The 18,570-nt window shown below is 57.8% G+C and carries 13 protein-coding genes; 8 read left to right on the forward strand and 5 right to left on the reverse strand.

What is annotated here, in order from left to right; genetic code table 11:
* Nucleotides 1-363 precede the first annotated feature (363 nt).
* Complete coding sequence (locus tag L6D63_RS02050) at nucleotides 364-3,897, forward strand: hypothetical protein (protein ID WP_131670880.1); 3,534 nt, start codon at nucleotides 364-366, stop codon at nucleotides 3,895-3,897.
* 632 nt (nucleotides 3,898-4,529) lie between these two features.
* Here the strand turns inward: L6D63_RS02050 and L6D63_RS02055 are convergent.
* Both L6D63_RS02055 and hslO read right to left on the reverse strand, forming a co-directional pair.
* Complete coding sequence (locus L6D63_RS02055; protein WP_041071255.1) at nucleotides 4,530-6,071, reverse strand: phosphoenolpyruvate carboxykinase; 1,542 nt, start codon at nucleotides 6,069-6,071, stop codon at nucleotides 4,530-4,532.
* 181 nt (nucleotides 6,072-6,252) lie between these two features.
* Complete coding sequence (hslO, locus tag L6D63_RS02060; protein WP_047290817.1) at nucleotides 6,253-7,155, reverse strand: Hsp33 family molecular chaperone HslO; 903 nt, start codon at nucleotides 7,153-7,155, stop codon at nucleotides 6,253-6,255.
* A gap of 104 nt (nucleotides 7,156-7,259) precedes the next feature.
* Between hslO and L6D63_RS02065 the strand changes: the two genes are divergently transcribed.
* Nucleotides 7,260-8,063 carry a phosphatase PAP2 family protein gene (locus tag L6D63_RS02065; protein ID WP_047290816.1) on the forward strand — a complete coding sequence of 268 codons (804 nt, stop codon included), beginning with the start codon at nucleotides 7,260-7,262 and terminating at the stop codon, nucleotides 8,061-8,063.
* Between the two features lie 167 nt (nucleotides 8,064-8,230).
* Here the strand turns inward: L6D63_RS02065 and L6D63_RS02070 are convergent, their stop codons facing one another.
* Nucleotides 8,231-8,635 carry an RNA-binding S4 domain-containing protein gene (locus L6D63_RS02070; RefSeq protein ID WP_047290815.1) on the reverse strand — a complete coding sequence of 135 codons (405 nt, stop codon included), beginning with the start codon at nucleotides 8,633-8,635 and terminating at the stop codon, nucleotides 8,231-8,233.
* A 216-nt stretch (nucleotides 8,636-8,851) separates the two neighbouring features.
* On the opposite strand from L6D63_RS02070, the gene rimB reads away from it, so the two are divergent.
* Both rimB and rimK read left to right on the forward strand, forming a co-directional pair.
* Nucleotides 8,852-9,331, forward strand: a complete 480-nt coding sequence (gene rimB / locus L6D63_RS02075; protein ID WP_047290814.1) for a retropepsin-like aspartic endopeptidase RimB — start codon at nucleotides 8,852-8,854, stop codon at nucleotides 9,329-9,331.
* Nucleotides 9,328-10,233 (forward strand): 30S ribosomal protein S6--L-glutamate ligase, encoded by a 906-nt coding sequence (gene rimK / locus L6D63_RS02080; protein ID WP_007949201.1) that lies wholly within the window; start codon nucleotides 9,328-9,330, stop codon nucleotides 10,231-10,233. Before rimB ends, rimK begins: the two co-directional genes overlap by 4 nt.
* Before the next feature lie 86 nt (nucleotides 10,234-10,319).
* Here rimK and L6D63_RS02085 read toward each other — a convergent pair whose 3' ends face one another.
* Together L6D63_RS02085 and ompR are read right to left on the reverse strand one after the other, a co-directional pair.
* The gene (locus L6D63_RS02085) at nucleotides 10,320-11,633 is read right to left on the reverse strand and encodes an ATP-binding protein (RefSeq protein ID WP_027611205.1); all 1,314 of its coding nucleotides are present in this window, start codon (nucleotides 11,631-11,633) and stop codon (nucleotides 10,320-10,322) included.
* A 114-nt stretch (nucleotides 11,634-11,747) separates the two neighbouring features.
* Nucleotides 11,748-12,488, reverse strand: coding sequence for an osmolarity response regulator transcription factor OmpR (gene ompR, locus L6D63_RS02090; protein WP_003220637.1), 741 nt, complete (start codon nucleotides 12,486-12,488; stop codon nucleotides 11,748-11,750).
* A 358-nt stretch (nucleotides 12,489-12,846) separates the two neighbouring features.
* On the opposite strand from ompR, the gene L6D63_RS02095 reads away from it, so the two are divergent.
* From L6D63_RS02095 to tauA, 4 genes are all read left to right on the forward strand, one after another.
* Entirely contained in the window at nucleotides 12,847-15,171 is a 2,325-nt protein-coding gene (locus L6D63_RS02095; RefSeq protein WP_131670879.1) for a Tex family protein, read from the forward strand.
* Nucleotides 15,171-15,554 carry a PaaI family thioesterase gene (locus L6D63_RS02100; RefSeq protein ID WP_131670878.1) on the forward strand — a complete coding sequence of 128 codons (384 nt, stop codon included), beginning with the start codon at nucleotides 15,171-15,173 and terminating at the stop codon, nucleotides 15,552-15,554. Before L6D63_RS02095 ends, L6D63_RS02100 begins: the two co-directional genes overlap by 1 nt.
* A 246-nt stretch (nucleotides 15,555-15,800) precedes the next feature.
* On the forward strand, nucleotides 15,801-17,384 hold the full coding sequence (gshA, locus tag L6D63_RS02105) for a glutamate--cysteine ligase (RefSeq protein ID WP_131670877.1): 1,584 nt from the start codon (nucleotides 15,801-15,803) through the stop codon (nucleotides 17,382-17,384).
* A gap of 207 nt (nucleotides 17,385-17,591) precedes the next feature.
* Nucleotides 17,592-18,569, forward strand: coding sequence for a taurine ABC transporter substrate-binding protein (gene tauA, locus L6D63_RS02110; protein WP_131670876.1), 978 nt, complete (start codon nucleotides 17,592-17,594; stop codon nucleotides 18,567-18,569).
* Nucleotide 18,570 lies beyond the last annotated feature (1 nt).

Here is an 18,570-nt window from a genome sequence, read left to right on the forward strand (position 1 = left end):
TGCTACTGGATTGGGGTTCGATTGTAATAGCTGCAACCGGGAGTTTTTTCTGCGGCGGGAGGTCAAGCGCTTCATCGCAGATCCTTTGACGGCCCAACTATGCTCAGGCTGACCACGCGCTTTTTAGACAGGTATGTCAGGCTGATTGCCCCATAGGGTTGATCCAGCTCGTTATGCCCATGCCGTTCAGTCACGGTTCGCTGATGAAAAGGGGTGAGCTTATTCCAGCACTATGCGTGAAGCGATTGGATAGACTCAAGGAGTTAGGTCTTGCGTGTGGCGGTAGAAGGGCAAAACGACAGCTTTAAAATGAACGGTTCCAAAATTTAGCCTCTGGATCAAAAAATAAGGACGCCAACCGCGATGAATCAGTTGATCAAGCATCTGCTTCAATGCTCCCAGGCATATCGCCAATTGGCAATCAAGACAGTCCAATCGAAACTGCAAGCAATAAGAAAGAAATACCGTTATGCCTCTAACTCAGCACATTGCTTGACAAAATTTATTATTGGTTGCTTTGACACTCCTTGGTCTATTGAGCGTGTCGTGCGCCAAGACGAAAAAAAATGGAAGAAATTTAACCGCCATCGGAAACAATTGTCGCCCTCTTATCTGGGAAAACAGCTCCAGTTCGCAGGTGAGCACCCCGTGCGTTTTTCAGCGTCTTTATTCGTGTTGATCGGATGTTCTTGGATTCTCGCTCACGTCTTACCTTCCGAATGGATGACACCTGACTGGTTGAAATGGCAGGCCGCCGAGCAGCTGACGTATTTTTCGACACTATGGACAGTTCAAGCAACGTTAGCGGCCTTGGTCTACCCGATAGTCATCGCGTTTGTGACTGTGTTTCTGCAACGACGGCCTGCAGCGGAGGCGTTCGTTCATCTTTACATACTTGACTCAGGTGCACTTGCAGCAGGTCTTTCTTCGCTAGCCTTGGTATTGGTCATGGCGGCTCAATACCTGTTGATACCTTTCTATGGAGCACAATCCCTACCGATATGGGTCGCGCTTGATGGTGCTTGGTTTCTATTGAACGCTGCACTGACAACCTACTTCTTGTTTCGGACGGTTGAATTTTTACGCCCGGAAGTCCAGCAACAAGTTATTCAACGCTACGCGGTTTCGGTGGCGCTGCCTCGGGACGTGAAGAGACTAAATTTATTTCAAGTACTGGAGCAAGCGCAGCGCGAAGGTTGGGTTCCTGCGCCGCGCTTATACGATGGGCCGCGTCCAGAAGGACCGACAGTACTGCTCGGAAGATTCGGAATGAGCGATGGTGAAAACCAGAGTACATACAATGTGCCGACGCCATTGCGGCTCATAAACGTTAGGTTAATCTTGCTTCGAATCGTGGTAGCAACGTGGATGCACTCTGCGCGAAAGTGGCCACCATCGACTAACAACCAGCCGTTTTCAAGACGTAACAATCCATTTTTAACTATTCCGATGATGCCTGGCAGTATTTATCATGAGTCTTTCTCGTTGGCGACAGTCGACTTTGGCCCCCCATTAGCTTGGTGGCAACGCAGACTTTTGCGCTTTGCATATGTGTTCCGCCCAATTGCACGAGAGCGTTTTGGAATTCAAGTCAAATCGATACTTGTAGAGCTTGAGACTGACGCCAAGCTGGCGGCCAGCGAAGCAGATGTCGAAGCCTTCGAGCGCGCATACGACTCTCTTGTGGGCATACACGAGCTTTTGATAGGTGCGTCCCTAACAATAAATGACGAAGGCATAGTCGGGAGTTGGGCTTTATTACCAGACGTTCAGCACGTCTTTGGACGACGACTCCATCAACGTTGGACTGAGTCTTACAGATCCATATTTTCCGCTGCGATCGACTCAATACCCCGAAACACACGACCGTTGAGGCGTCTTTGTCATCTAGTGCAGCACCTGGCAGGGGCCAACCTAAATTCATCTCCAGTGGAGATCAGAGAAAATTTGTTGGAGTTGCTGCCTCTGATGATGCATCTGCTGGGCGAATGGTGGGTTAAAAGAGTTGAAGAGCAAGGGGCAATGGAGCATGGGCACAACCAGAGGGCAGTTCTCCAACCTCCCCTCTTTCGCGTTTATGAGGAAGTAATCTCGTCTTTTGCTGGTGGCTGGGAAAACGCGAGGACAACCCTCTGCAAAGTACCTGATGCGTCAAAAGACTTCGAGTGGTCGATGGCGGGGACTCTCGCTCGGCTAAACGCAACCCATATCGATGAAACAGCTAGGATGTTATTAGCGGCTGTCGCACGCGGAGATCGCACTGGTGCAGAATGGATGGCTGACGTTCTTAGCAAATGGTGGGGGACCTTTGATTACGAACAGGAACCCATTGGTCTGTTAGGTAAGACGACGTATTCGACACTCGAGGATGTTTATTTTGAATGGGATATATTGGCCGTTCAGCTGGATATTACCGACCAAGTAATAAGCTGGAGTGGAGGAAATCTAAAAACATTACAGCGTGGACTACTAATTGCGGTGGTCAAAAACTATTGGACGGATATTCAAATACTCGTTGTGGAATTATTGCTGGCATCGGCGCAGAGCAATGTTCTGATAAATCCGAACGAGTCTTTAGCTCTAGAGATAGCCTCTGGCATGCTGATGGGTAAGCAATGGCGGACGGGAGGGAGGAGTGATAACCCACTCGCAGCTTTAACAGGCTCGGATTATATGGAGGCAAAGTTTCGCCAGTACGCTGCAAATGGGCGACTGCGTAGCGGCTACGCTGGACGATTAAGCCAGTTCATCGAGCGGATTAAGCGCCAAGAAGGACCTGATATGGTCAGTTCTCGGGTCTACTCTGGTTTTGGTGCTGACGATCTCGACTCTCTACAGAGACAACAGCTTCTCTTAATTGCGGTTATGTCAGATACTGACTCGCAGGTTCCAGAGTCCCTCAAGCGCCAAGTGAGTGTGTGGCTATCAAGCCGGTACAGCAGTATCGAAATACTCCGTCAAAAAATAAAGGGTTGGTTAAAGCATCTTGACGATGACGTGGAGATATCCCAACAAGTGCTCCCAGCCTTACTATTTCTCATGAATAAATCAATAAATGCAACACAGGGCATTGCGAACGTTAGACGCAGCATTGAGTCTTTGAATGAAATAGTAGAAACGATGAGATCAGAGGCCTTAGTGGCGGAGCCAGTTGATCCAGAAAGACTGTTAGAAATCTCTCGATATGCTTCAAGCAAGGCGTTTGATAAAAAAACTGGCGCTTTTCCCCTACACTTATTCAGTAGTGTCCACATAATCGGCGATCCAGGTGAAGATTTTATATTGAACATGAACCAGGTCCGCAAGGGTGAACTCACAAGGACTGAGATGGACCAGCGGGCCTCTAACGAAAGTGATTTTTGGGCAAACACTCTTGCCCAGCATGTAGGAGCCGTCTTGATAGCGGACGTTTTATCAAAATGCAATAAGCGCGACCTTTTCGTACCCGACGCTGAAGCTTACTGGTCAGCGTTGAAGGCAGAGGCTGCCCTGATTGTAGAGCAAGGAGCAACTCCCATACTGATACTTGATAATGCCACACGTCCAGAATGGATCTGGCAATGGCAGCAGTCTGGCTACCGCAGTGATCTCACCCGGCCTGAAGATCTGCGTATACAACGGTACGATGGGCTGGGGAATGGCTACATCTGTAACTTTAATGATATTAGGGTTTTCGTAGCACCGGTAGCTGCGGGTGCTTCAATCCTAGTTGCAGACAACGCATTCAAAGATGTCTCGTTTCAAATATTCCCTGATGGCACTTTTATTGAAACAAGCGTTAAAGAACGCGACGACAGCAAATTGCTCGTTGATCTGAATTTAAAATTCTCACGTATTGTGGACGTAGGATCCGCCGAGGTCGTCAGGCTGAACTATTCCACTGAGACCTTCCGGTGAAAAATGATGATGAAATAAGGTCGACGAAAAGAGCAGCGCTACACTTGTCACTACATTCATGACCAAGAAAAATGCGGCGGCACAAGGATAACCGCCGCCAAGTATCAGGACCTGGTCAGGGACGGGCGATATCGAATAGTTCGTGAATTTATGTTTAAAAAATAAATTCGCTAAGTTTCCTATAAACCACCGAGGCTTCCCAACTCGCCCAGTGCTTGTCCATCGCAGTCAGTTGACTTACTACCGTAATTGCCTTCCACTGTTACCCTTCATCCTCCTGTCCGGCGTCGGCGAGCGAGCTTTGACGTTTCACTTCGTTGCTTCACCTGCATGGGTCTTGTATAACTTCAGCACGTTTGGCTCCTCGCAACTTCATTGGTTGGAGCAATGCAATGCCTACCGGCTCCCGTGCGATTCGCAAGGTGCTTGACGACTGACCGTCGCAATGAAAAAGCGCCGACGTTGCCGCCGGCGCTTGAAAGTAACGATGCATTCTGATGTAGCGATACATCGCTAACTCAGATGGGCCAGACCCTTGACCAGGTTGGCTTCTGAGCTATCCGCCCCTGAACTATGTACCGTTACGGTATAAGTCTTAGTAGGGCGGCTTTTCAGTTCACGACAAACCAGTCTTACAACTTAGGACCCGCCGCCTTGATCGCGTCGCTCACTTCGAACTTTTTGAAGTTCTCGATGAACAGACCGGCCAGGGCCTTGGCCGCTTCGTCGTAGGCAGCCTTGTCAGCCCAGGTGTTGCGTGGGTTGAGCAGGTTGGTTTCAACGCCCGGTACGGCCAGTGGCACGTCGAGGTTGATGGTGTCCAGGTGCTCGGTGGCGGCACCGATCAGCGCGCCGCTCTGGATCGCGGCGATCACGGCACGGGTGGTCGGGATGTTGAAGCGTTTGCCGACGCCGTAGCCGCCGCCGGTCCAGCCGGTGTTGACCAGGTAGACTTTGGAGCCGAAGCCGCGGATGCGCTTGATCAGCAGCTCGGCGTATTCACCAGCCGGACGCGGGAAGAACGGTGCGCCGAAGCAGGTGGAGAAGGTCGACTTGATGCCGCTGCCCGAACCCATTTCAGTCGAGCCCACCAGTGCGGTGTAGCCGGACAGGAAGTGGTAGGCCGCTTGCTCTTCGTTGAGGATCGACACTGGCGGCAGCACGCCGGTCAGGTCGCAGGTCAGGAAGATCACCGCGTTTGGCTCGCCGCCCAGGTTCTTCGCGGAACGCTTGGCAACGTGCTCCAGCGGGTAGGCCGCGCGGCTGTTCTGGGTCAGGCTGACATCGGCGTAGTCGGCGTGCTTGGCGTCGTCGATGACCACGTTTTCCAGCACAGCGCCGTGCTTGATGGCTTTCCAGATGACCGGCTCGTTCTTCTCGGACAGGTCGATGCACTTGGCATAGCAACCGCCTTCGATGTTGAAGACAACGCCTTCGCCCCAGCCGTGTTCGTCGTCACCGATCAGGTAACGGCTTTCATCGGCCGACAGGGTGGTTTTACCAGTGCCCGACAGACCGAAGAACAGGGTCACATCGCCTTCTTCGCCGATGTTGGCAGCGCAGTGCATTGGCAGCACGTCAGCGGCCGGCAGCAGGAAGTTCTGCACGGAGAACATGGCTTTCTTCATCTCACCGGCGTAACGCATGCCGGCAATCAGCACTTTCTTCTGCGCGAAGTTGATGATCACGCAACCGTCGGAGTTGGTGCCGTCACGCTCAGGCACGCACTCGAAGTTGGCCACGTTGAGCACTTGCCACTCTTCACGACCGGCCGGGTTGTACTGGGCCGGGTTGATGAACAGGCAACGACCGAACAGGTTCTGCCAGGCAGTCTGGGTGGTCATTTTCACGGCCAGGTAGTGATCTTCAGCCGCGCCTACATGCACGTGGGAAACAAAGTGCTCTTGCGCGTTGTTGAACGCCTCGACACGAGCCCACAGCGCGTCGAACTTGTCGGCCGGGAACTTGCGGTTGATCGGGCCCCAAGCGATAGCGGCCTGGGTGGAAGGCTCTTCAACGATGAAACGATCGACTGGCGAACGGCCGGTGCGGTGACCGGTGCGAACAACCAGAGCGCCGGTATCGGCAAGCTCGCCCTCACCGCGTTGCAGGGCTTCTTTTACCAGATCATCAACACTCAGATCGGTGTACACGGCGTTATTGGCTTGCGTCATGAGGTTCCCCGTCGGCCAGTGGCCGAGTGTGCTCCAAACGTTTTGTAGTAGAAAGTCGTGCACTACTACCGCGAAAAAAGTGGGCCGGATTATGCCAGAAAAGCCCAAAAAGAGTAGGGTCCTCCCGTCGTAACGGCGAAATTCCGTCGTTACGCAGTGAATTTACCTGCGCTGAACCGTTTTAGTGCCGGGTATCTGACGGCGTGTCGACGCCTGCGCCAGCGAACAATTGAACAATATCGGCCGCATCGAACACGTAACGCTGGTTGCAGAACTGGCAATCGATCTCGACTTCGCCACCGCGTTCAGCCACCAGTGCCTGCGCGTCTTCCAGACCCAGGCTGACCAGCGCATTACCCGAGCGCTCCCGCGAGCAGCTGCAGCGGAAGCGCAGGTTTTGCACATCGAACAAACGCACCTGCTCTTCATGGTAGAGACGATGCAGGACGGTTTCGTTGTCCAGGCCGAGCAATTCATCGGCGTTCAGGGTGCTGGCCAGCGCGGTAATGTGCTGCCAGCTGGCGGCGCGCTCTTCTTCGTCTTTCAGACGGTCGGCCGGCAGTTGCTGCAGTAGCATGCCGCGGGCACGACGGCCGTCGGCGAACAGCTTGAAGCGGGTGCCAACCTGCTGAGACATGACGAAATAATTGGTGAAGCATTCCGACAGGGTTTCACCGTCGAGATCGACGATACCCTGGTAACGCTGGCCGATCGTCGGGTCGACGGTCAGGGTCAGGTCACCGCCCGGCATCAGGTCGGCAAGGGTCGCATCCGGGGCGATCTGCTCGGCGTTATAACGCGCCAGACCACGGATCTCGCGCTCGCTGGAGCATTCGATCATCAGCAGCGGAATCGGGCCTTCGGAGCGCGCCTGCAGAATCAGCAAGCCGTCGAATTTCAGGGTGCCCACCAGCAACGAGGCCGCCGCCATCAATTCGCCCAGCAATTGCGCGACCGGCTCCGGGTACGGGTGCTTGGCGAGGACTTCGGCGTAGCTGCGCTCAAGCGCAACCAGTTCGCCGCGTGTGTCGCTGTCATCGAAGATGAAACGTTGGGTGAAATCGGTATCCGCTAGGTCGGTCATAATTTTGGGTATCTGAATGTGGTGACAAAATGGTTACAAGACGTGAAAATTTGCGCTTCTTGGCACCCTTTTTGGTGCCAGCGCTAAGCCATGGGAGGCATTTTATGAACAATCCGGGTTTGTTCCAATCAAGGTGGAACCTCGGCCGGCTGGTTCTGTGTAACGTAGTGCCCTTGGCGCTACTGGCTTTCTGGTTATGGCCTACGGGCCAAATGCTGTGTGTGATTTTCGACGAGTGGCTGTTCCGCTCACTCAATGCACCACTGGCCAGCAACCCCATATGGCTCCACATCTGGGCAATTGCAAGTCTGCGCCCGTTCGACATCATCGTCGGACTGATCCTGCTGACGCTGCTGATCAAGGGCGACTGGGTGTTCAAGGCGATTGATGTGCGTCGCGCCTTCTTCGGATTTTTCTCGATCCTGCTGTTGATGGTGGTGATTCGCGCGCTGTTTTCCAAATTCGCCGACTACATGGACTGGCAGCACAGCAGCCCGTCGATGGTGCTGGAAGGCGCGGTGCACCTGAGTGATTACTTCCCGCACCTGGAAAAAGCCTGGGAGCTGAAGGATCGCTCGAGCCAGAGCTTCCCCGGTGACCACGCTTCGGTGTTGCTGATCTGGGCACTGTTCATGGGCGTGTTCAGCCGTACTGTTGGTCAGTTCCTGACCGTCTGGGGCCTGGCACTGCTGTTCATGCTGCCGCGTCTGGTGGCCGGCGCGCACTGGGGCCAGGACGATTACATCGGCGGCATGCTGCTGGCGGTGTGGGCGTTGGGCTGGGGTTACTACACACCATTCGCTTATCACGCCGCCAACTTCTGGCTGAAGGTGACTGCGCCGGTTTTCAATCTGCTGGGCAAGCTGCCGGTGGTTTCGCGGATGAGTGTGGTGTCTGCCGCGAACTGACAGTTGTGTGAAGACCTGTGGCGAGGGAGCTTGCTCCCGCTCGGCTGCGTAGCAGTCGCTTTACCCGTCGATGCAGTTGTATTTTGAAATACGTGCTCGCCTGTACAGGGCGTCCTTCGGCCGCCAGCGGGAGCAAGCTCCCTCGCCACAAGTGTGTTCGTCGCACACTACTCGTGGCTGCTGCCACGAAACTTGAACAGATCCCGCCGCTGCTTCTTGCTCGGTTTGCCATCAGTGCTCACGCCCAGCGCCCCGGCCTTACGCATCGCCGCTGCCGCTTCACGCTTGGCAATACTCGCCTCGGTCTCGGAATACAGCGTCTGCGCCTCGGGTGCGCCGCGACGCACGATCGACAAGGCGTCGACCCTCACCGTGCGCTCTTCAAAACCGGTACGAATCTCGAATTCATCGCCAATGCGTGGCTCTTTGCCAGGCTTGCAGCGCTCCCCTCGGCAGTGCACCTTGCCACTTTCGATGGCTGCTTTGGCCAGCGCCCGGGTTTTATAAAAGCGCGCCGCCCACAACCACTTGTCGAGCCGGACCTTGTCGTCCTCTTCGCTTTTTTGTGCCATGGAATTTCCTCATTCTGAAATATTGATGAACTGTACTACCGTTTCTGTCGTGCCATGAATGACGCCGCCGCGGATTACAATGCGCACCAGCCGACACCCGCTTGAGGCATCGGCGATCCGGGCCATAGAAATCTGTCGCCTTTTAACCCTTATTCTGCGTGAATACCGCGAACCCGGCCCTTGCGGGCTGAGCGGTTGCCACGGTTGAGCATTTTTTTGAAGACATTTGACCATTTGACCGTTGTCGGTCTGCGCGAGTGGGTGGCGCTCCCGGATCTGGGAGTCGCGGGCCTGCGGGCGAAAATCGACACCGGCGCCAGCACCTCCAGCCTGCACGCCACCGACATTGAACCGTTCGAACGCGATGGCGAGAAGTGGGTGCGTTTCACCGCGCATCTGGGCACGGTGGTGCAGTTGCGTCATCGGCGTTGCGAAGCACCGCTGGTGACGCGCAAAACCATCAAAAGCTCCAACGGCCAGGCGCAGGTGCGCTATGTGATCAGCACCACCCTGGCCCTCGGTGATCGGGTCTGGCAGGTCGAGTTTACCCTCGCCTGCCGCAAGTCCATGCGCTATCGCCTGTTGCTCGGGTCCAAAGCCTTGATCGACGGCCAACTGGTGGTCAATCCGGGCATCAAATATGTACAAGACAAGCCGGTGTTCCCGGTATCTACCTCCTCCACAGGTGTTGCATGAAGATCGCTGTGCTGTCGCGGAATCCGCGTCTGTATTCCACCCGTCGCCTGGTCGAAGCCGGCACCGAGCGCGGGCATGAAATGGTCGTGATCGACACCTTGCGCGCCTACATGAACATTGCCAGCCACAAGCCGCAAATCCACTACCGCGGCAAACCGCTGGAAGGCTTCGACGCGGTGATTCCGCGAATCGGTGCATCGGTAACGTTTTATGGCTGCGCGGTGTTGCGCCAGTTCGAAATGATGGGGGTGTTTCCGCTCAACGAGTCGGTGGCCATTGCCCGCTCCCGGGACAAATTGCGTTCGCTGCAACTGCTGTCGCGTCGCGGCATCGGCCTGCCGGTCACCGGCTTCGCTCACTCGCCGGACGACATTCCCGACCTGATCGACATGGTCAACGGCGCGCCGCTGGTGATCAAGGTGCTGGAAGGCACTCAAGGCATCGGTGTGGTGCTGTGCGAAACCGCAACCGCAGCCGAATCGGTGATCGAGGCGTTCATGGGCCTGAAGCAGAACATCATGGTTCAGGAATACATCAAGGAAGCCGGCGGTGCGGATATCCGCTGCTTCGTGGTCGGCGACAAGGTGATCGCAGCCATGAAACGTCAGGCCAAACCGGGCGAGTTCCGCTCCAACCTGCACCGTGGCGGCAGCGCCAGCCTGATCAAGATCACCCCGGAAGAACGCATGACCGCGTTGCGTGCGGCCAAGGTCATGGGCCTGGCGGTGGCGGGTGTGGATATCTTGCGTTCGAACCACGGGCCGCTGGTGATGGAAGTGAACTCGTCGCCGGGCCTGGAAGGTATCGAGACCACCACCGGCAAAAACGTGGCGGGGATCATCATCGAACACCTTGAGAAGAATGGCGGGCCAAATATGACTCGCACCAAGGGCAAGGGTTAAAAGCAAAAGATCGCCGCCTTCGACAGCGCCTGCATGGGAATCCGTACCCTGCAGGCGCTGTCGAAGGCGGCGATCTTTTTCAACGGTTAAACAGCATCCCGCGGCAACATCAACCCCAACGGCAATCTTACCCGCGCTTCCAGCCCGCCACCGGAACGGTTGCGCAGCTCGACATTGCCGCCATGCATCGAAGCAATCCGCTTCACAATCGCCAACCCCAACCCGGTACCTTTGCCACCCCGGGCACGGTCGCCACGGGTGAACGGGTTGAAGATCGCCTCAAGCTCTGACGGATCAATCCCCGCGCCACGGTCCATCACGCTCAACACCACGTACGGCGCGCTGGTATCGCCAGACACATAAGCCGCGACCTCGACGCCACTGCCGGCATGGTTCAGGGCGTTGCCGATCAGGTTGTTCAGCAGGCGTTTCATCGACACCCGGCGCAGTGGAAACGGCTGGATCGGTTCCAGTCGCAGGCGCACTTTCTCTTCGCTCTGGTTATAGGGTGCGGCCACCTCACGCACCAGATCGCTCAGGTCCACTTCTTCCACCGACTCGTCACGACCGTCACGAATGAACGCGAGGAACTGGTCGAGAATCGCGTCCATGTCTTCGATGTCGCGGACCATGTCGTCAGTCAGGTCATTGCGGTCGCCCATCAGCTCCAGCGACAGCCGCAAACGGGTCAGCGGCGTGCGCAAATCATGGGAGACCCCCGCCAGCATCAGCTCGCGCTCGCGACCGGCCTGTTCGACGTCTTCGGCCATCTGGTTGAAGGCGCGGTACACCTCGGTCATCTCACTGGGTGTGTCGCTGATCGGCAGACGTACGCTGCGGCCCTGACCCAGTTGTCGGGCGGCGTACACCAGACGCTTCAAAGGCTGGTTGAGCTGGCTGACGAAAATCCACGCCGAGGCGGTGGACAGCAAGCCGATGGCGAGGAACCAGCCAAGCACGTTCCAGATTTTCTGGCCGCGCAATGGATGCGGGTACAGCGGCACTTTCAGCCAGCCATCGCCCAGGCTCGGTGCACGCACCCACAGCGCCGGCGGCGAGTGCATGCGCAAACGCACTTCGGTATCGGCGCCCAGCTCCGCCTGCATCTGCCGCTGATAAATTTCACTGTACGGCCAGTGCTGTTCGCCCTCCGGCACACCGGCGCCGACCACCCGGATCAGCGTCGCGGCATCGGCGATCTTCGCGCGGTTTTCTTCATCGGCCGCCCAATAGGCACGCAGCGTCAGGGCGACGCCGTGGCTGTATTGGCGATCCACCAGCACGTCCTCGTTCATCAACAGATAAACCAGGGTCAGCGCCTTGGAAAACAACACGACGATGAGCACCAGCCAAAGGGTGCGGGAGAAAAAACTTTGGGGGAACCAGACGGGGGTTTTCATCGATAACCGTTACACACTTGCAGGAGCGAGCCATGCTCGCATATTGCGGATTGCGAGTCTGCGCAGAGGGTCGATCAACCCGATCTGCGCAGACCCGCTCCTACAAATCGCCGATCACTTGGTGGCGGCGCCATCCGGCACGAACACGTAGCCCACGCCCCAGACCGTCTGGATGTAGCGCGGTTTCGACGGATCCGGCTCGATCATCCGGCGCAGACGGGAGATCTGCACATCGATGGAACGCTCCAGGGCATCCCACTCGCGACCACGGGCCAGGTTCATCAGTTTGTCGCGGGTCAGCGGCTGACGCGCGTTCATCACCAGCGCCTTGAGCACCGCAAACTCACCGGTGGTGAGCATGTGCACTTCTTCGCCACGTTTCAGTTCGCGGGTCGCCAGCGACAGCACGTAATCACCGAAGGTGACATTTTCGTCTTCACTGCCCGGTGCACCTGGCACCGGTGCGGCCTGACGACGCAGAACAGCCTTGACCCGAGCCATCAGCTCGTCCGGGTTGAACGGCTTGGCCAGGTAGTCATCGGCGCCCAGTTCCAGGCCCTTGATGCGGCTCATCTCATCGCCCTTGGCGGTGAGCATGATGATCGGAATCTGATTGTTCGCGGCCCGCAGGCGACGGCACGCAGTCAGGCCGTCTTCGCCCGGCAGCATCAGGTCGAGGACCACCAGGTTGAACACTTCACGCGACAGCAGGCGGTCCATTTGCTCGGTGTTCGGTACGGCACGGGCGCGGTAGCCCTTGCTGACGAAAAAGCGTTCCAGCAGGCTGCTCAGCCCCGGATCGTCGTCAACAATAAGAATTTTTTCGCCTTCAGCATTGTTTGCAGTGCTGCTCATTGGATGCTCCTTTTAGCTCGGCGCGCATTATGGCGTAGCTGCCGTTATACGCACCGTGTGCATTGTTAGCAGATTTTTCCTTCACTGCCAGAAAACCGGGGTTTGTGCCTACAGACTGCTACACCCCCGAATGACAGAACGCTGGTTATAATGCGCGGCGTTTTGTGCCAGGCAACGTCTGAATCGTTACCGCAGGTGGCCGGGCTTTTTTCGCGGTGGCCGCAGTAATTGTTCGATTTCACGGGTCAATGGGGAGCCTTTTGACCCAGGCAGCGGCAATTTTCTAGCCGCTCAACCAGACTCCGGGCCTTTATTTCCGTGCCTGCGAGCCTGCTTTCACACTATGTCAGGTGGTTTTATGGACAGCATCAACAGCCGCATCGCCGAGGAACTCGGCGTACGCCCGCAACAGGTCGAAGCGGCCGTCGCGCTACTCGATGAAGGCTCTACCGTTCCCTTCATCGCCCGTTACCGGAAAGAAGTCACCGGCAGCCTCGATGACACCCAACTGCGTCATCTGGAAGAGCGTCTGCGCTACCTGCGAGAACTCGACGAACGGCGCATCAGCATCCTCGCCAGCATCCAGGAGCAGGGCAAACTCACCCCCGCCCTCGAGCGCGATATCAAACTCGCCGACACCAAGACCCGCCTCGAAGACTTGTACCTGCCGTACAAGCAGAAGCGCCGCACCAAGGGCCAGATTGCCCTGGAAGCCGGCCTCGGCGAGCTGGCCGACGGCCTGTTCAACGACCCGAATCTGTCGCCAGAAACCGAAGCCGCACGCTTCGTCGACGCCGAGAAAGGCGTAGCCGACGTGAAAGCTGCGCTGGAAGGCGCCAAGTACATCCTGATGGAGCGCTTCGCCGAAGACGCCAGTCTGCTGGAGAAGCTGCGTAACTTCCTCAAGCAGGAAGCGACCATCAGCGCCCGCGTGATCGCTGGCAAGGAAGAAGAAGGCGCGAAGTTCCGCGATTACTTTGAACACGACGAGCCGCTGAAAAGCATGCCGTCGCACCGCGCACTCGCGATTTTCCGTGGCCGCAACGAAGGCATCCTCAGCTCCGCGCTGAAAGTCGGCGAAGAGCTGCCGGGCACCATGCACCCGTGCGAAGGCATGATCGGCCAGCAATTCGGCATCCAGAATCAGAACCGCCCGGCCGACAAATGGCTCGGTGAAGTGGTGCGCTGGACCTGGAAGGTCAAGCTCTACACCCACCTCGAAACCGACCTGCTCGGCGAACTGCGCGACAGTGCCGAAACCGAGGCGATCAACGTCTTCGCCCACAACCTGCATGACCTGCTGCTGGCCGCGCCGGCCGGCCCGCGTGCGACCCTGGGCCTTGACCCGGGCCTGCGTACCGGCTGCAAGGTCGCGGTTGTCGACTCCACCGGCAAGCTGCTCGATCACGCCACGGTTTATCCGCATGTGCCGCACAACAAGTGGGATCAGACCATCGCGATCCTGGCCGCCCTGTGCGCCAAGCACTCGGTTGACCTGATTGCCATCGGCAACGGCACCGCCAGCCGCGAAACCGACAAACTGGCGATCGAGCTGATCAAAAAATACCCGGCGATGAAGATGACCAAGGTCATGGTCTCCGAGGCCGGCGCCTCGGTGTACTCGGCATCCGAGCTGGCGGCCAAGGAATTCCCGGACCTGGACGTGTCGATCCGAGGTGCGGTGTCGATTGCCCGTCGCTTGCAGGATCCACTGGCCGAGCTGGTGAAGATCGATCCGAAATCCATCGGTGTCGGCCAGTACCAGCACGACGTGTCGCAGCTGAAGCTGGCGCGCGGTCTGGATGCGGTGGTCGAGGACTGCGTGAACGCCGTCGGTGTCGATGTGAACACCGCCTCGGTGGCCTTGCTGGCGCGGATCTCCGGCCTCAACGCGACTTTGGCGCAGAACATCGTCGCTCACCGTGACGAGCACGGCGCCTTCAAGACCCGTGCGGCGCTGAAGAAAGTCGCGCGTCTGGGCGAGAAAACTTTCGAACAGGCCGCAGGCTTCCTGCGCGTCATGAATGGCGACAACCCGCTGGATTCTTCCGCTGTGCACCCGGAAGCCTATCCGCTGGTGCAGCGCATTGCCGCTGAAACCGACCGTGACATTCGCTCGCTGATCGGCGACGCCGCATTCCTCAAGCGTCTGGATCCGAAGAAATTCACCGACGAAACCTTCGGTCTGCCCACCGTCACCGACATCCTGCAAGAACTGGAAAAACCCGGCCGCGACCCGCGTCCGGAGTTCAAGACTGCCGAGTTCCAGGAAGGCGTCGAAGACCTCAAAGACCTGCAACTGGGGATGATCCTCGAAGGCGTCGTGACCAACGTGACCGCGTTTGGCGCGTTCGTCGACATCGGCGTGCATCAGGACGGTCTGGTGCACATCTCGGCGCTGTCGGAGAAGTTCATCAAGGACCCACGCGAAGCGGTGAAGGCCGGTGACGTGGTGAAAGTGAAGGTCATGGAAGTCGACATCCCGCGCAAACGCGTCGGCCTGTCGATGCGCATGAGTGATACCCCGGGCGAGAAGATCGACGGTGCCCGCGGTTCGCGTCCAGGCTCGGCACCGCGCCAGTCGTCGAACAACGCACCACGCAAGGAAACGGCCACAGCCGCACCGGCAAACAACGCCATGGCTTCGCTGTTCGCTAACGCCAAGCAGTTGAAGAAACGCTGATGGAGATTCCGGCCGGGCTCGTCGAGAGCGCGTTTTTCCAGCTGTTGGGCTGCCGCCTGCACAGCCTGGAAACCGGGGTGGCGCAAGTCGCCCTGGTGCTGGAACCGCGACTGCGCAATCGCGGCGGCAAATTGCACGGTGGCGCACTGTTCAGTCTGGTGGATATCGCCATGGGGCTGGCCTGTTCCAGCACCCACGGCTTCGACCAGCAGAGCGCGACCATCGAGTGCAAGATCAACTACATCCGCGCCGTATCCGACGGCGAGGTGCTGTGCACGGCGCGGGTGATCCATCCGGGCCGTCGCACGCTGGTGGTCGAGGCCGACGTGATGCAGGGCGACAAACTGGTCGCAAAAGCGCAAGGCACGTTCGCTGTCCTGTAGATGTTGTTCATCATTTTGAGTTAATTTCGGCGCAATGAATCCTGTAGGAGCTGCCGCAGGCTGCGATCTTTTGATCTTGCTATTGAAAAACAAAATCAAAAGATCGCAGCCTGCGGCAGCTCCTACAGTTTATGTGTGTGGCTGACCGGCTAGAAAACCAGGCGAAAACGCCAGTTTCAACTTCACCCTTGTAGACCGTCCTGCCCACCCCCATATTGGGGCGACTGACGCGTGAAGGAATCCAAATTGAGCGAACTTCTCAACCGCCGCCTGGCTCTGCTCGGCGAGCGCGCCAACCTCTCTCTGCTCGAACAGTGCCTCCACGGTATCGAACGTGAATGCCTGCGCGTGACCAGTGAAGGTCGTCTGGCGCAAACGCCGCACCCGGAAGCCTTGGGTTCCGCGCTGACCAATGAACAGATCACCACCGATTATTCCGAGTCGCTGCTGGAATTCATCACCCCTGCCCTGCCCGACCCGGCCGATACGCTGGCGAGCCTGGACAAGATTCATCGTTTTGCCTACAGCAAGCTCGGCAACCAGTACCTGTGGAGTCCGTCGATGCCGTGCCCGTTGCCGGCCGAGGAAGACATCCCGATCGCCTATTACGGCACCTCCAACATCGGTCAGCTCAAATACGTCTACCGCAAGGGCCTGGCCCTGCGGTACGGCAAGACCATGCAGTGCATCGCCGGGATCCACTACAACTTTTCCCTGCCGGAAAAGCTCTGGCCGCTGCTGCGCGAAGCCGAGGGTTTTGTCGGCACCGACCGCGATTTCCAGTCGTCGTCCTACATCGCGCTGATCCGTAACTTCCGCCGCTACAGCTGGTTGCTGATGTACCTGTTCGGTGCCTCGCCGGCGCTGGACGCAGGCTTCCTGCGCGGCCGTTCGCACCAGTTGGAACAGCTGGACCCGGACACGCTGTACCTGCCGTACGCCACCAGCCTGCGCATGAGCGACCTCGGTTACCAGAGCAACGCCCAGGCTGGCCTGACGCCGTGCTACAACGATCTGGCGAGCTACACCGACAGCCTGCGCAAGGCGGTGGCCACGCCGTATCCGCCATATGTGGAAGTCGGCACGCACAAGGATGGCGAGTGGGTTCAGCTCAACACCAACATTTTGCAGATCGAAAACGAGTACTACTCCAACATCCGCCCGAAACGCGTGACCTACACCGGCGAGCGTCCGATCCAGGCACTGATGGCCCGTGGCATTCAGTACGTCGAAGTGCGTTGCCTGGACATCAACCCGTTCCTGCCGATGGGCATCGACGTCACCGAATCGCGCTTCCTCGATGCGTTCCTGCTGTATTGCGCGCTGAACGACAGTCCGCTGCTGACCAACACTTCGTGCGGCAATGCCACTTCGAACTTCCTCAGCGTGGTCAAGGAAGGCCGGCGTCCGGGGCTGCAATTGCAGCGTGACGGTGAAGCGGTCGAGCTGAAGGTCTGGGCAGCCGAGCTGCTGGAAAAAATCGCACCGCTGGCGGCGTTGCTTGATCAAAGCCACGGCGGCGACGCGCATAGCAAGGCGCTGGATGCGCAACTGGCCAAAGTCAGCGACCCGTCTCTGACCCCGTCGGCGCAGGTGCTGGCCGCGATGGCCGAGCACAAGGAAAGCTTTGCGCAATTCTCCCTGCGTCAGAGCCAGGCCCACGCCGAGTTCTTCCGCCGCGAGCCGTTGACGGCGGATGAGCAGGCGAAGTTTGAAGAACTGGCGCGTTCGTCGCTGGCGCAACAGGCGGAGCTTGAACAGAACGAGGTGGGCGATTTCGATGTGTTTGTCGGGTCGTATCAGGCGAGCATTCTGGCGATCAGCAACTAAGCGCCGCCTTTGAAAAGATCGCAGCCTGCGGCAGCTCCTACAGGGTGTACGCCTATCCCATGTAGGAGCTGCCGCAGGCTGCGATCTTTTGATCTTTAGATTTTTCCGCTCATAAGCTAAGTCTAAAAAGTTATTTATTTTTAGTTTCTTAGATCATTTAGTCTCCTTTCACGCCGATCGTCGGTCGCCTGATTTGGAGCACTCCCCATGAAACTGAATTTCCCGCTTCGCCTGCTGGCCGTGGCCTCTCTGGCTGCTGCGAGCTTTCTGGTGCAGGCCGCCGACCTCACCGTCGCTTACCAGACCACCGTCGACCCGGCGAAAGTCGCCCAGGCCGATGGCACCTACGAGAAAGCCACCAAAGCCGACATCAGCTGGCGCAAGTTCGACAACGGCGCGGACATCATCGCTGCCATTGCTTCCGGTGATGTGCAGATCGGCTACCTCGGTTCCAGTCCGCTGACCGCTGCGATCACCCGCAAAGTTCCGGTGGAAACCTTCCTCATCGCCACCCAGATCGGCGCCGCTGAAGCACTGGTCGCTCGCGACGGTTCCGGGATCAAGACCCCGCAGGATCTGGTCGGCAAGAAAATCGCCGTGCCGTTCGTGTCCACCGGTCACTACAGCCTGCTCGCCGCGCTGAAGCACTGGAACATCGATCCGTCGAAAGTCACCGTGCTCAACCTCGCCCCGCCAGCGATCATCGCCGCGTGGAAACGCGGTGATATCGACGCCACTTACGTGTGGGATCCGGCCCTCGGTGTGGCCAAGGAAGACGGCAAAGTGCTGATCACCTCCGGCGAACTGGCCAAGTTCGGCGCGCCGACCTTCGATGCCTGGATCGTGCGCAAGGACTTCGCCGAGAAGCACCCGGAAATCGTCACCGCGTTCGCCAAGGTCACCCTCGACGCCTACGCCGATTACCGCAAGGATCCCAAAGCCTGGCTCGCCGACCAGTCCCACGTCGACAAGCTGGTGAAGCTCTCCGGTGCCAAGGCCAGCGACATTCCATTGCTGCTGCAAGGCAACGTCTACCCGCTGGCGGCTGATCAAGTGAACAGCCTCGGCGCGCCGACCACCCAAGCCATCACCGACACCGCCGCGTTCCTCAAGGAGCAAGGCAAGGTCGAAGCCGTACTGCCGGACTACGCGCCGTACGTCAGCGCCAAATACATCACTAACTGAT

It is taken from the genome of Pseudomonas parakoreensis, assembly GCF_021602155.1.
Taxonomy (GTDB): Bacteria; Pseudomonadota; Gammaproteobacteria; order Pseudomonadales; family Pseudomonadaceae; genus Aquipseudomonas; species Aquipseudomonas parakoreensis.

What these genes read in the sequence shown, in the direction of transcription:
- L6D63_RS02050 (WP_131670880.1), top strand. Translation starts at nt 364, where the DNA reads ATGAATCAGTTGATCAAGCATCTGCTTCAATGCTCCCAGGCATATCGC.
- L6D63_RS02055 (WP_041071255.1), bottom strand. Translation starts at nt 6,071, where the DNA reads ATGACGCAAGCCAATAACGCCGTGTACACCGATCTGAGTGTTGATGAT.
- hslO (WP_047290817.1), bottom strand. Translation starts at nt 7,155, where the DNA reads ATGACCGACCTAGCGGATACCGATTTCACCCAACGTTTCATCTTCGAT.
- L6D63_RS02065 (WP_047290816.1), top strand. Translation starts at nt 7,260, where the DNA reads ATGAACAATCCGGGTTTGTTCCAATCAAGGTGGAACCTCGGCCGGCTG.
- L6D63_RS02070 (WP_047290815.1), bottom strand. Translation starts at nt 8,635, where the DNA reads ATGGCACAAAAAAGCGAAGAGGACGACAAGGTCCGGCTCGACAAGTGG.
- rimK (WP_007949201.1), top strand. Translation starts at nt 9,328, where the DNA reads ATGAAGATCGCTGTGCTGTCGCGGAATCCGCGTCTGTATTCCACCCGT.
- L6D63_RS02085 (WP_027611205.1), bottom strand. Translation starts at nt 11,633, where the DNA reads ATGAAAACCCCCGTCTGGTTCCCCCAAAGTTTTTTCTCCCGCACCCTT.
- ompR (WP_003220637.1), bottom strand. Translation starts at nt 12,488, where the DNA reads ATGAGCAGCACTGCAAACAATGCTGAAGGCGAAAAAATTCTTATTGTT.
- L6D63_RS02095 (WP_131670879.1), top strand. Translation starts at nt 12,847, where the DNA reads ATGGACAGCATCAACAGCCGCATCGCCGAGGAACTCGGCGTACGCCCG.
- L6D63_RS02100 (WP_131670878.1), top strand. Translation starts at nt 15,171, where the DNA reads ATGGAGATTCCGGCCGGGCTCGTCGAGAGCGCGTTTTTCCAGCTGTTG.
- tauA (WP_131670876.1), top strand. Translation starts at nt 17,592, where the DNA reads ATGAAACTGAATTTCCCGCTTCGCCTGCTGGCCGTGGCCTCTCTGGCT.